Annotated in this window: 13 protein-coding genes; 7 read left to right on the top strand and 6 right to left on the bottom strand. The window is 72.0% G+C overall.

Features of this window, described 5'->3' with window-relative positions:
- Positions 1 to 4 precede the first annotated feature (4 nt).
- Positions 5 to 1177 (bottom strand): benzoate/H(+) symporter BenE family transporter, encoded by a 1173-nt coding sequence (locus ACT01A_RS03240; protein WP_445150809.1) that lies wholly within the window; start codon positions 1175 to 1177, stop codon positions 5 to 7.
- Positions 1174 to 1779 (bottom strand): helix-turn-helix domain-containing protein, encoded by a 606-nt coding sequence (locus ACT01A_RS03245; RefSeq protein WP_445150810.1) that lies wholly within the window; start codon positions 1777 to 1779, stop codon positions 1174 to 1176. The genes ACT01A_RS03240 and ACT01A_RS03245 overlap by 4 nt, the downstream gene beginning before the upstream one ends.
- Positions 1780 to 1871: 92 nt before the next feature.
- Between ACT01A_RS03245 and ACT01A_RS03250 the strand changes: the two genes are divergently transcribed.
- Positions 1872 to 3437 (top strand): Calx-beta domain-containing protein, encoded by a 1566-nt coding sequence (locus ACT01A_RS03250; RefSeq protein WP_445150811.1) that lies wholly within the window; start codon positions 1872 to 1874, stop codon positions 3435 to 3437.
- Here the strand turns inward: ACT01A_RS03250 and ACT01A_RS03255 are convergent.
- A complete protein-coding gene (locus ACT01A_RS03255; RefSeq protein ID WP_445150812.1) occupies positions 3427 to 5247 on the bottom strand; it encodes a methyl-accepting chemotaxis protein in 1821 nt (606 codons plus the stop codon). The two genes, ACT01A_RS03250 and ACT01A_RS03255, sit on opposite strands and share 11 nt — an antisense overlap.
- Before the next feature lie 128 nt (positions 5248 to 5375).
- Positions 5376 to 5705, bottom strand: a complete 330-nt coding sequence (locus tag ACT01A_RS03260) for an STAS domain-containing protein (RefSeq protein ID WP_445150813.1) — start codon at positions 5703 to 5705, stop codon at positions 5376 to 5378.
- Positions 5706 to 5800: 95 nt separating this feature from the next.
- Here ACT01A_RS03260 and ACT01A_RS03265 point away from each other — a divergent pair, with 95 nt between their 5' ends.
- From ACT01A_RS03265 to ACT01A_RS03285, 5 genes are all read left to right on the top strand, one after another.
- Positions 5801 to 6874, top strand: a complete 1074-nt coding sequence (locus tag ACT01A_RS03265; protein WP_445150814.1) for an alpha/beta hydrolase — start codon at positions 5801 to 5803, stop codon at positions 6872 to 6874.
- Between the two features lie 104 nt (positions 6875 to 6978).
- Positions 6979 to 7356 (top strand): hypothetical protein, encoded by a 378-nt coding sequence (locus ACT01A_RS03270; protein WP_445150815.1) that lies wholly within the window; start codon positions 6979 to 6981, stop codon positions 7354 to 7356.
- 82 nt (positions 7357 to 7438) lie between these two features.
- The gene (locus ACT01A_RS03275) at positions 7439 to 8272 is read left to right on the top strand and encodes a metal ABC transporter permease (RefSeq protein ID WP_445150816.1); all 834 of its coding nucleotides are present in this window, start codon (positions 7439 to 7441) and stop codon (positions 8270 to 8272) included.
- A complete protein-coding gene (locus tag ACT01A_RS03280) occupies positions 8269 to 9018 on the top strand; it encodes a metal ABC transporter ATP-binding protein (RefSeq protein WP_445150817.1) in 750 nt (249 codons plus the stop codon). Before ACT01A_RS03275 ends, ACT01A_RS03280 begins: the two co-directional genes overlap by 4 nt.
- Before the next feature lie 13 nt (positions 9019 to 9031).
- A complete protein-coding gene (locus ACT01A_RS03285; RefSeq protein WP_445150818.1) occupies positions 9032 to 9898 on the top strand; it encodes a metal ABC transporter permease in 867 nt (288 codons plus the stop codon).
- Here the strand turns inward: ACT01A_RS03285 and ACT01A_RS03290 are convergent.
- On the bottom strand, positions 9837 to 10316 hold the full coding sequence (locus ACT01A_RS03290) for a Fur family transcriptional regulator (protein ID WP_445150819.1): 480 nt from the start codon (positions 10314 to 10316) through the stop codon (positions 9837 to 9839). The genes ACT01A_RS03285 and ACT01A_RS03290 overlap by 62 nt on opposite strands.
- A 15-nt stretch (positions 10317 to 10331) precedes the next feature.
- Positions 10332 to 12284, bottom strand: a complete 1953-nt coding sequence (gene efeO, locus ACT01A_RS03295) for an iron uptake system protein EfeO (protein ID WP_445150820.1) — start codon at positions 12282 to 12284, stop codon at positions 10332 to 10334.
- Positions 12285 to 12356: 72 nt separating this feature from the next.
- Here efeO and ACT01A_RS03300 point away from each other — a divergent pair, with 72 nt between their 5' ends.
- Entirely contained in the window at positions 12357 to 12959 is a 603-nt protein-coding gene (locus ACT01A_RS03300; RefSeq protein WP_445150821.1) for a hypothetical protein, read from the top strand.
- Positions 12960 to 12993 lie beyond the last annotated feature (34 nt).

Below are 12993 nucleotides of genomic sequence, written 5' to 3' on the forward strand. Positions count from 1 at the left end.
CGGATCAGGCGCGGGCACGCTGCACCGCCAGCAGCACCAACCCGGCGACCAGGCCCCAGAACGGCGCGCTGATCCCCAGCGCGGTCACGCCCGACGCGGTCACCGCGAAGGTGACGATCGCGGCCTCGCGGCGCTCGTCGTCCTCGGTTGCGGCGCGTAGCGCGCTCCCCAGCGTGCCGAGCAGCGCCAACCCCGCCACGGCCTCGATCAGCACCGGCGGCGACGCGGTCAGCAGCGTGGTCGCCAGCCCCGCGCACGGGCCGATCAGGAAGTACACCGCGCCCGCCGAGGCCGCCGCGATCCAACGCCGCGCCGGATCCGGCCCCGCGTCGGGACCCGCGGCCATCGCAGCGGTGATCGCCGCCAGGTTGATGCCGTGCCCGCCAAACGGCGCGCCGATCACGGTCGCCGCGCCGGTACTCGCCAGCACTGGCCGCATCGGCGCCTTGTAGCCGTGGGCGGCCAGCACCGCCATGCCGGCGACGTTCTGGGACACCATCGTCACCACGAACAGCGGCAGCCCGAGGCCGAGCAGCGTGCCGAGGTCCAGCGACGGCGTCGTCCAGGTCAGCTGCGGCAGCAGGTGCGTCGCGCCGGCGTGGTCGACCGGGTCGATGGCGACCGCGATCGCCGCGGCGGCCAGGGCACCCGGGACCGCGAAGCGCCGCGCGACCTTCCACAGCACGAGCCAGACCACGACCATCGGGATCGCGAGCTTCGGGACGTCGACGACCGCGTGGGCCGGCGCGACGCAGACCTGGAGCAGGACCCCAGCAAGCAGCCCGCTGGCCAGCGGGCCGGGGATCAGCGTCAGCAACCGCGTCAGCGGCGACCACAGCCCGGCGATCACGATCAGCACGCCCGCGAACGCGAACGCCCCGATCGCCGCCGAGTAGCCGCCGGAGACCGGCCCGGCGGCGATCAGCAGCGCGGCGCCCGGCGTCGTCCACGCCATGCTCAAGGGCATCTTGTAGATGTAGGACAGCGTGGTGCCGACGACGCCCATCGCCAGGCTCAGCACCAACAACCCGGACGACGCCTGCGCGTCGGACGCCCCCACCGCGTGCAGGCCGGCGAGCACGATCGCAAACGACGAGGCGAAGCCGACCAGCGCGACGACCACACCGGCGATGAGCGGCTGCGCGTCCCCCGCACGCACGACGCGGGTGGCGCTCACGCCCGGTCCTCCGGCGCCGTCGGGTAGATCATGTAGCACAACGTCCGCGTGTCGCGCAGCGCGTGGTAGTGGTGCGGCACGTCAGCGGTGAACCAGACCGCGTCGCCCGGCCCCAACTCGACCTCCTGGTCGTACGGCCCCACGCGCACGCGCCCTTTCACGCAGACGATGACCTCCTCGGTGCCGGGCAGGTGCGCGACCGTCTCCTGGTCCACCCCGCGCGGCAGCTCGATGTCGAAGACCTCAGAGCGGTGCTCGTGGCCAGCGGAGTTGATCAGCCAGGCGCTCATCCCGGACTCCGAGGCGATCGGCGCGCCGGAGCGCGCCGGGATCGCCCGCACGCGCGGGTTGCGCTGCGGCGGGCTGAGCAGCGCGCCGAGCGGGACGCCGAGCGCCCGGGACACGCGCCACAGCGTCTCGACCGACGGGTTGCCGTCGCCGCGCTCGATCTTGGCGAGGATCGTCTTCGACAGCCCGGACGCGCGCGCCAGCTCGCCCAACGACCACCGCTTGCCGTCTCGCAGCTGGGCGACGGCGGCGCCAATCCGGCTCGCGAGCACGTCGAGGTCGTCGTCGAACGGAACGTCAGCAGCGGCATCCATAGAGTCCGATCGTCAACTCTAGTGGACAGGTCAAGAACCTCGACTTATAGGCACTTGCGTTTTGCACACACTCGTGTGCAGGATTAGGCCATATGAGCTGCATGCGCCCCCTCGCCGCGGCCGCGCTGGCCCTTGCCCTCTTCGCGCCGGCCGCGTCCGCGTCGGTGACCGTCGACCCGGCGACGCGTACGGTGACCACCCCGCGATTCACGGTCGCCTTCGACGCCACGAACCCCGAGCAGCTCACCAGCCTGCAGTGGGCCGGCATCGGGACCGACGACCTCGCCTCCGACGGCGGCGTGAGCGCCTGCGGCGACGCGCTGGAGACCTGGGGCCAGAGCTACGGCGAGCCCGCGCCGATCGCGGCGATGGTGCGCCCCGGCTCGCGCGGCACGTGGACCGACCTCGGCGGCGGCGCGGTCCAGATCGACAGCCAGATCACCGAGCCCGACTGCAGCGGCTTCGAAGGCCAGCTACCGGTCCAGACGAACTACCAGTTCTACGGCGAGGGCGACCAGCTCGCCGTCACCCGCAAGCTGTTCCTCGGCGGCCCCGACCCGGTCACCTTCTCCCGCGGCCATCTGCGCCCGTACGTGCCGCGGATGCCGCGCTCGCCCTACACGCACACGCTGTGGAACGGCGAGGGCGGCTACAACGACAGCGTCGCGACGAGCTGCACGCTGAACTACTGCCTCGCGCCCGGCTGGGACGGCGCGTGGTTCGCCCAGCACGATCCCGACACCGGCCGTGGGCTGCTCGTGGTGCGCGCTGTCAACGACACGGCGTCGCGGCTGCTGATCAAGAACGACAACCCGTCGCTCTCCAACAGCAGCTCGGCCGACTTCGTGCCCGACGTCTTCGACACGACGCTGAGCGAGACCGAGTTCCTGTGCTTCTACACCGAGGCGACGTGGCCGGCCGCCGAGCGCGAGGCCAGCAAGCTGCCCGCGTGGTGTGGGCCGTCGCTGACGATCCGCGACGCGCGCGTGTCGGAGTCTGCGGGGACGGCGACGCTGACCGTCGAGCGCTCGCTGACCTTCGGGCCGTCGCCGCGCTTCACCGCCGTCGCGACCGACGGCACCGCCAAGGCCGGGGTCGACTACGGCCCGCCGGTGGCCGGCACGTTCGCCGACGGCGCGGCCACGGCGACGATCACGATCCCGATCGCCGACGACGGGGTCCGCGGCGACGGCAAGAGCTTCACGGTCAAGCTCGCCGACGTGCGCGGCGCGTCGATCGGCGCGGGCAGCGCGACCGTGACGATCGACGAGGACGATCCCGCACCCGTGCCGGTCAACCCCGACGACTACGCCTCGGTCGACACGCCAACGCCCGTCACGAGCACCGGGACGACGACCAAGAAGAAGCCGACGCTGCCCGGCTCGCAGTTCGTCTCGCTGCCCGCCACGCGCTCCTGCCAGGCCGGGCGCACGTTCAACGTCAAGCTGCGCCAGCCCAAGGGCCACAAGATCGCCACCGCGGTCCTGAGGCTGAACGGCAAGGTCGTCAAGACCGTGCGGGGGACGCGGCGGCTGGCGCTCTACCGCGTCCCGCGAGGGACGTTCACGGTCACGGTCGCCGTCACGACGACGACCGGTGCGCGGGCCACCGCGACGCACGCCTACAAGGCGTGCGCCGCGGCAGCGGCTACGCGCTGAGGGTGAAGCGCCCGACGAGGCGCTCCAGCTCCGTGGCGGTGGCGGCCAGCTCCTCGGCGGAGGCGGCGATCTCCTGCGCGGACGCGCTGGTCTGCTCGGTCGAGGCCGAGACCTCCTCCGAGGAGGCCGACGACTGTTCGGCGACCGCGACGACCTCGGAGACCTCGCCCGCGATGGCGGTCGACGCCGACGCGATCTCGCCCGCCGTCTCGCTGATCTCGCGGACGCGGCCGTTCATCGTCTCGACGCGCTCGACGATCGCGGCGAAGGCGGAACGTGCCTCCTCGACCGTCTCGGCGCCCTGCGCGGTCTGACGCGCGCCGGACTCGACGACCGAGACTGCGTTGCCCGTCTCGGACTGGATCTCGCGGATCAGCGAGGCGATCGAGCCCGCGGCGGTCTGGGACTCCTCGGCCAGCTTGCGGACCTCTTCGGCGACCACGGCGAAGCCGCGGCCCTGCTCGCCGGCGCGAGCGGCCTCGATGGCGGCGTTCAGCGCCAGCAGGTTGGTCTGCTCGGCGATCGACGTGATCGTGTCGACGATGCCGCCGATCTCGTCGGACTTGGCGCCGAGCTGGCGGATGGCCTCGCTGGCGGCCTCGGCCTGTGCGGAGACCTCGCCCATCATCGTGGTGGCCTGTTCGACGGCGGCAGCGCCCTCACCCGCGACGCGGCCCGCCTCAGCGGCCTCGTCCTGGGCGACCTTGGCCGAGTCGGCCGACTGGCTGGCCGACGCGGAGAGCTGCGCGATCGAGGAGCGCGTCGACTCGGCGGCGCGCACCTGGCGCTCGGAGCCGGCGGCGATCTCACCGACGGCAGACGCAATCTCGCCGACCGCGCGCCCGGCCTCCTCGGAGGTCGACGCCATCTGCTGCGAGGACGACGACAGCAACGTGGCGGTGCGGTCGACCTCGCTCAGCAGCGTGACCATCGAGTGGCGCGAGTCGCCGTAGGCGCTGACGGTCTGGCCCATCTCGTCGATGATGGTGTTGATCGCACCGGCCACCTGACCGAGCTCGTCGGTCGCGATGCGCTCGATCGGCTGCGTGGGGAGCTGGACCTCGCGGGTCAGGTCACCCTCGGCCATGGCGCTGATCGCGTCGCGCAGGCCCTTGACGCCGTGGTCGAGCAGCGAGTTGATGCGGTCGAGGACGTCGGCGACGGAGCGCTTCAGACCACGAGCCAGGACGAACGCCAGCCCGGCGCCGGCCAGGATCGCGACCAGGAGCAGCACGATGATCGCGGTGCGGCTGCTGGATGCGGTGTCCTTGACGGACGCGTTGTAGTCCGCGGCGGCCTTCGAGTTGAGCGCGATGTCCTTGTCGATGTCGGCGGTCAGCGCGTTGTGCGCCGCGGAGAGATCGTCGGTCAGGGCGATCGCCTCGCTGACGCGACCCTGGCGGGTGAGGCTGCGGATCTGGCCACGGAGCTTCTCGTAGCTGGCGTAGTTCGTGGTGATCCGCGCCATGAGGGGCTTCTCGACGGCGAAGAGGAAGCCGCTGTTCTGGTCCTGGAGATCGGCGCGCGCGGCCTTGACGGCGGTCGCCGTGGTCTCGTCGGCCTCGGCCTGCTTGTCGGCCTTTCCGGCCAGCGCGATGCCCTTCCAGACCATCCGCTGCTGGTCGTTGACCGCGGTGGAGAACCCACCCATCGTCTTCAGAGACTCGACCGAGTTGGTGTACATCTCGTTCGACTTGTCCTTGACGCCGTTGAGCTTGGCGATCGAGAAGAACCCGACCACTGCCATCAACGCAACCAGGACCCCTGCGGTGCCGAGCACCTTGCCCAACACACCCAACTTGACCCGCATCAGCGTGCTTCCTCAGTTCGTTTGCGACTACGTCTCGGTAGTCGGACGGCGGCATGGCCGATCGGCTCACCCGACCGGGGGAACCTTCCTGAGAACGTCCTGGCGATGACGGAGCGCGTTGCCGGCGCTCAGGCGTTTTGGCGAGCGCCCGCGAGCGCGAGCAGGCGCCGCGCAACGCCGCGGGCGCCGCGCAGCTCCAGGCCGACGCCCTGAGCGTGGGCGCGGAGCTGCTCACGGGCGAGGAAGCTGGCCGAGACGGTCTCGACCAGGTCGACGGCGTCGAGGTCGACCGTGACGCGCTGTGCCTGATGAGAGGCGATCAGCGGGCGCAGAACCGTGCGCAGACGGCTCGTGGCGGCGAGGTCGAGGTCGCCAGAGAGGCGGACGCACGGCACCCCGCTCTCGTCGTCGACGACGATCCAGAAGGTGTCGTCGGGGAGGCCGGCCGCTCGGTTCACGTAGGCGGAATACCCGGTCCCGCTTCGCGTACAACATGAGCTTGCGCGACCTGGCATGCTGCCGGTGGCCTGACCGTCCAGGAGGAGAAGACCCGTTGCCCAACACGCTCATGCTGCTGCCCGGTCGCTTGGAGGCCTGGCTCGGCGGCCGGATCGGCCGCCTCCTGTTCGCGCTGCCGCCTGGGATCCTGCGCCGCCTGGCCGGCACGCCGCCGGCGGTCGCCACCGGGACGCACCCCGAGGCGCTGCTGCTCGGCAAGCTCGCGGCGGCCGGCCCGGACCGGATGAGCGATGCGGCGCCGGTCGCCGAGCAGCGCAAGCGCTTCGCACTCCAGGCGGGCGGGCTCGCCGCGCCGGGTGCCAAGAAGCTGCCGGTGGCCGTGAGCGACCATCGCGCGCCGGGCCGCGGCGGGGACATCCCGGTCCGGCTCTACGTGCCAGAGGACGCTGAAGCCCGTGGGCCGTTGTTGGTGTACTTCCACGGCGGCGGCTGGGTGCATGGGAGCATCGCCACCCACGACCCGAGCTGTCGGACGCTCGCCCACCTCAGCGGCGTGCGCGTGCTGTCGGTCGACTACCGGCTGGCGCCCGAGCACCCGTACCCGGCGGCGGCCGACGACGCGATCTCGGCCTATGCGTGGGCGGCCGATCACGCCGCCGACCTGGGCGCCGACCCGGCGCGGCTGGCCGTTGGCGGCGACAGCGCTGGGGGCAACCTGGCCGCGGTCGTGGCGCTCGCCGCACGCGACGACGAGCGGCTGCCCGACGTGGCGTTCCAACTCCTGCTGTACCCGGTGACCGACGTCGCGGCCAAGACCGGGTCCTACGCATCGTTCTCCGAGGGCTATCTGCTGACCGAGGCGGGGATGGACTGGTTCATCGGGCACTACGTCCCTGACGCCAAGACCCGGAACGAGTGGCAGGCGTCACCACTGCGCGCCTCCTCTTTGGAAGGCCTTCCGCCGGCCTACGTGGCGACCTGCCTGCCGGACGTCCTGCGCGACGAGGGCGAGGCCTATGCCGCCCGGCTGAGGGAGTCCAGCGTGGCCGTCGCCACCCAGCGCCACGACCAGTTGCACGGGTTCTTCAGCACCGGCGCGGTACGCAGCAGTGCTGTCGCTTTGGCCCAGGTGGCGGGCGCGCTGCGCCAGGGTCTGGCGCACAGCTGAGAAACCGCGCGCGCCGTCACCCCGTGGCTGTAGGCTGGACTTCAGCGATGCCCGCACGTTCCTCTCAGCAGCCCACCGTTCCCGGCCTTGAGCATGCGCCGTGCATGGAGCTGACCGAGGGCGAGGCGCGCTACCTGCTCGCGCTGCGTGACCTCAACACGGGCGACGCCAAGCCGCCCTCGCAGGCCGCGGTCGCACGCAAGGTCGGCGTGTCGCACCCGACCGCGCTGGAGATGATCCGCCGCCTGCGCGCGCTGGACCTCGTCGCGCTCGACGCGCTGACGCTGACCGCTTCCGGAACCTCCGCCGCGCTGGTCCTGACCTCGCGCCGCCACGCGGCCCGCGTCCTGGCCCACGAGGTCCTGGGCTTGGATGACGCGCAGGCCGACGCCGAGGCCGAAGCGCTGGCCACCTCGCTCTCCCCCGTGCTCGCCCGCCGCCTCGTGGCCTGGCGAACTCGCCGGGACACCAGCCAGGCGTAGCGCCCACCGGCCGCGCGCCGCGACCTCCGCCCACTCATCCGGCAGATGAGAACCGGTCTCTTTTGCCTATACTCGGCCGACCGTGCCGGCGCCCTTCGACCTCCCCTTCGTGCAGCGTGCCGTAGTCGAGATCGCGCTACTGGCCGTCGGGTCCGGGATCCTCGGGACGTGGATCGTCCTGCGGGGCTTGAGCTTCTACGCCCACGCGGTCGGGACCGCGGCGTTCCCGGGGCTCGTGCTGGCCGACGGGATCGGGTTCTCGCCGTTGTTGGGGGCATTGGCCACCGCGGGGCTCGTCGCGGTGGCGGTCACCGTGCTCGCCAACCGCGGCCGGGCGGAGTACGACTCGGTCACCGCGCTGGTCCTGGTCGGCGCGCTCGCCGCGGGGGTGATCCTCGCCAGCGACGTCTTCCACTCCCAAGGCAGCGTCGAACGGCTGCTGTTCGGCTCGCTGTTGATCATCGACTCGACCGACCAGCTCGTGGCGGCCGTGGTCGGCGTGCTGGTCCTGCTCGCAGGCGCGGTGCTGGGCCGACGGTGGCTGGCCGCAGGCTTTGACCGCGACGGCGCGCGCGCCCTGGGCGCGCGGTCGCCGCTGCCCGACCTCGTGCTGCTCGCGCTGGTCGCGGCGAGCGCGGTCGCGGCGCTGGACGCGATCGGCGCGCTGCTGGCGACGGCGCTGCTCGTCGTCCCGGCGGCGACGACGCGGCTGTTCGTCGACCGGCTGCCTGCGTGGCAGGTCGCGACGGTCGCGCTCGTGCTCGTCGAGGGCGTCGCCGGGCTGTGGATCTCCGTGGAGGCCAACGCGCCGCCGGGCGCGACGATCGCGGTCGTCGGCGGCGGGGTCTTCGGCCTCGCGGCGCTGGCCCGCTTCGCGCGCGACCGTCGCCGGGTCGGTCAGGTGGCGACCGCGTGAGCGACGCGCTGCTCACCGTCTCCGGTCTGGCCGCCGGCTACCCCGGCGCGCCGCCGGTCCTGCGCGAGATCTCCTTCGCCGCGCGCGCGGGCGAGCGGATCGCGGTCCTCGGCCCCAACGGCGGCGGCAAGACGACGCTCTTCCGCGCGCTGCTGGGCGAACTGACGCCCGCGGCCGGGACGCTGGAGCGCCCCGCGCGGATCGGCGTCGTCCCCCAGACCGAGCGCTCGCGCCTGGACTTCCCGGTCTCCGCGCTCGACGTCGCGCTGATGGGGACGCTCTCGACGCTGCCGTGGTGGCGGCGCCCGTCGCGCGCCGATCGCGCCCGCGCCCGCCAGGCGCTGGCCGACGTCGGCCTGGCCGATCGCGCCGACGCGACCTTCGGCGACATGAGCGGCGGCCAGCGCCAGCGCGTGCTCGTCGCCCGCGCGCTGGTCCAAGACGCGCCGGTGCTGCTGCTCGACGAGCCCTACGTCGGCCTCGACACGCCGTCGACCGGCCTCCTCGACGGTCTCCTGCGAGATCTCGCCACCCAGGGCCGCGCGCTGCTGATCGCCACCCACGACGTCGAGCAGGCCCGCGGCTGGGAGCGCGTGTTGTGCATCAACAAGCACCAGGTCGCGTTCGGCGCGCCCGAGGAGGTCCTCACGCGCGAGGTCCTCGAGGCGACCTACGGCGCCGAGATGGTCGAGGTCGCCGGCGGCGACCGCTGCGTGATCCCCGCGCACCACGACCACGAGCACTAGGCGGACCTGTCCGATGCTCGCGACGGTCTGGCACTCGCTGATCGAGCCCTGGCAACAGGCGATCGACCGCCGCGCGTTCCTGGAGGTCTTGCTCCTGGGCCTCACCGGCGGCGCGCTGGGCTGCTGGATCATCTTCTACAACCTGTCGTACTCCACCGAGTCGCTCGCGCACGCGCTGCTGCCGGGCCTCGTGCTTGCCGCGCTGACCGGGATCCCGCTGATCCTGGGCGGTGCCGCCGGCCTGGTCGTCGCCGCGCTGGCGATCGCCGCCGCCGCGCGCACGCCCGCGGTCGGCCGCGACACCGCGGTCGCCGTCGTCGTCACCGGCTTCCTCGGGCTCGGGGCGCTGCTCGCGCTCTCCCCCGATACGCCCGCGGGCCTCAGCGAGCTGCTCTTCGGCGACGTGCTCGGCGTCACCGACGGCGACCTCGCGCTGGCCGCTGGCCTGGCGGTCGTCGTCCTCGCCGCGCTCACCCTGCTGCACGGCCGGCTGCTGCTGGTCGGCTTCGACCGCCTCAACGCCGGCGCGCTCGGCGTGCGCGCCGGGACCGTCGACCTCGCGCTGCTGCTGCTGATCGCCGGCGCGCTGCTGGTCGCGGTTCAAGGCCTTGGCAACCTGCTCGTCGTCGCCGTCCTCGTCGGCCCCGCCGCCTGCGCCCGCGCGCTCACGACGCGCATGTCCACCATGATGGCCATCGCCGCCGCGATCGCCGTCGGTGCCGGCGTCGGCGGGATCTACATGTCCTACTACGCGGGGACGGCGGCGGGCGCGTCGATCGCCGCGGTCATGGTCGGCGCTTACGCGCTGTCGTTGTGCGTCAGCCCGTGGCGCAATCGCGGCACGCGCCGTGCAGCACCACGTCGTGCTCAGCCACAGTGAAGGCGACGCGGTCGGCGAGCTGCGCGATCGAGCGCTCGAGGTCGGGATCGGCGAACGGGATCACCGAGCCGCAGTCGTCGCAGACCATGTGATGGTGATGGCCTTCCTCGCGGGCGGCCTCAAAGCGCGCCAGGCCCTGGCCGACCTCCACGCGGGTGATCAGCTTCAGCGCTTCGAGCTGCTCGAGGATGCGGTAGATCGACGCCCGCGCGACTGGCCGGCCGTCGCCGCCCTTCAGCGCGTCCTCGATCTCCGCGGCGCTGAGCGCGCACGACTGCGCGTCGAGCAGCGCGATCAGCGCCGCCCGCGCGCCGCCGCGCCGGTAGCCCGCGTCGGTGAGCGCGCCTGAGGCACGCTCCGACCACGGCTCGCCGCTGGGCGAGCCGTGGTCGTGACCGTGATGCGAGGTGGGACCCATTCCCACCTAGGGTAGCTAGGCGCTGAGCTTCGAGGCGACCTTGGACAACGGCTCGGCGAGCGCGTCGACCAACTGGGAGAGCTTCTTGCGCTCCGCGGCGTCGATCGTGTCGTAGGTCGGCCACGTGTCGCCGGTCTTCAGCGAGTCGAGCTCGGCGTTGACGGCGTCAAAGCGGGACGCAATCGTCGTGGCCAGCGTGGCGTCGGTCTTCTTCAGCGCCGGCGCCAGGAGGCCGAAGGCGGCTTCAGAGCCCTCGACGTTGGCGGCGAAGTCGCTGAGGTCGGTGTGGGAGTAGCGATCCTCCTCACCGGTGATCTTCGACGCGCTCACCTCGTCGAGCAGGCCGTTGGCGCCGTTGGCCAGCTCCTCGGGCTGGTACTTCAACCCGGTGGTCTTGCTCTCCAGCTTCTTGACGTCGGCCAGCAGCTTGTCGGCGATCGGCTCGAGGCCCTTCGTGGACTTCTTGACCCACAGCCCCTGCTCGATCTTGTGGAAGCCCGTCCACGGCGTGCCCTTCTCAACGTCATTGACACGCGCGTCGATCTCGGGGTCCAGCGTGCCGAAGGACTCGGCGACCGGCTCGATCGTCTCGTACGGCGCGCGGGTCGCGGAGAACAGCGACTTGGCCTTCTCGACGTCGCCAGCCTTGACCGCCGCGACGAACTCCTCGGTGCGCTTGGTCAGCGTCTTGCTCTGGTTGGTCACGTAGGACGCGTAGGACGCCGTCGCCGACTTCAGCAGCGGGTCGTCGGACCCGGCCGCCGCCGTGGCGCTGCCGCCGACCGTCAACACGCCCGTGGCCGCCGTCTTGCCACCCGGGCAGGCCAGCGAGTACTGGCCCGGCTTCAGGTTGACCGTGAACGAGCCCGACAGGCCGGCGACCAGGTTCTCCTTCTCCCCCAGGATGCGCGCGCCGCTCAAGACCTCGAACTCGCTGACGCGACCCGTGCCACCGTTGGTGACCTTGAACTCCACCCGCCCCGCGTCGAGCTTCATCGACGCCGGCTCGCACCCGGCGTCCGTGAGCTTGACGGCGACCTGCTTGGTGGTCGAGCCGGCGGCGTTGTCAGACGAGTCGTCCGAGCCACAGGCAACCAACAACAGTGCGACGGCGACGAGCGCCGACGCGACGATGGTGGACTTCATTGCGCCCTCCTTGGTGGGCTTCTTGCGCGCGGGCAGCAAGATGTAGGTGATAGCGGGGATGGCGTACGCCAAGTAGCCGATGACCTCGATGGTCGTCGGCTGCGGCTGGATTCCGAGCATCCCCGTGAGGAGCGCGGCGGTCCACGTGCCGGGTACGACCAGCCAGGTCAGGTCGAGCGCCTGGTCCTGGCCGAAGTTGATCCAGCCGGCCTCGTGCGCGGTGTGCAGCGTCGAGGCGACGAGGCCGGCGGCGACGAGCGCGAGCACGACGCCCGTGATGCGGAAGAACCGCGACAGGTTGAGCTTGATGCCGCCGCGGTACAGCGCGAAGCCGATAGCGATCGCGGCCAGCAGGCCGAGGACCGCGCCGGTTCCGGCGGTCCCGGGGTTGTCGGTGTTCTGGAAGACGGCCAGCAGGAAGACCGCGGTCTCCAGGCCCTCGCGGAAGACCGCGAAGAACGCCATCCCGATCAGCGCCTTGACCGAGCCCTCGCGCAGCGCCGTGGCCGTGTTGGCGCGCAGCTCCGCGCCCAGGCCGGCCGCGTTGCGGCGCATCCAGATGACCATCCAGGTGACGATGCCGACGGCGATCGCGCCGACGATCGTCTCTAGGCCCTCCTGCTCCTTCTGAGGCAGTTCCTGATCGATGATCTGCAGCAGGACGCCGATGGCGAGGCAGATCGCGGCGGCGGCGATGACGCCGACCCAGACCCAGCGCAGCGCATCCTTGCGGCCCTCCTGGCGAAGGAAGGTCGCGATGATGGAGACGATGAGCGCGGCCTCAACGCCTTCGCGCAGGCCGATCACGAACGTCGGGAGCATGGCTGCATATTAGGCGCCCCTAAGCGGCTATGTCGGGCGCCCTAACTATGTGGGGCGATAGCGTCCCGGTCGATGACGCACATCGTGGAGCACGACCTTGGCATCACGTGGGTCATGGACGAGCCCATGGAACGCGGGTCCCACGCGCTCGTCGACGACGGTCGCGTCTGGCTGGTCGACCCGGTCGACGACGCCCAGGCGCTGGAGCGCGTCGCCGAACTTGGCGCGCCTGCGGGTGTGATCCAGCTCCTGGACCGCCACAACCGCGACTGCGTGGCGCTCGCGCGGCGCCTCGGCGTGCCGCACCTCAAGGTGCCGGACGCGCAGCCGGACGGCGCGCCGTTCACGGTCCTGCGCGTGATCCGCAACCGCTTCTGGCGCGAGGTCGCCCTGTGGTGGCCGGAGCGCCGCGCGCTTGTCGTCGCCGAGGTGCTCGGCACCGCGCCGGCGTTCGCGCTGGGCGACGGCGACGTCGGCATCCACCCGATGGTGCGGATGACGCCGCCCGGCGGGCTGCGCGGCCTCGACCCCGAGCTGTTGCTCGTCGGCCACGGCCCGCCGGTGTCGGGCGCGTCGGTGCCGGGTGACGTCGAGCGCGCGATCGCCCACTCGCGCCGCGACGCACCCAAGTTGGTGTTGAAGCTCCCGTCGCTGATCCGCGACGCCCGCCGGTAACTCTGTCTCACCCCTGAACCAGGAGCAGTCCTCT

It is taken from the genome of Baekduia sp. Peel2402 (assembly GCF_052567285.1).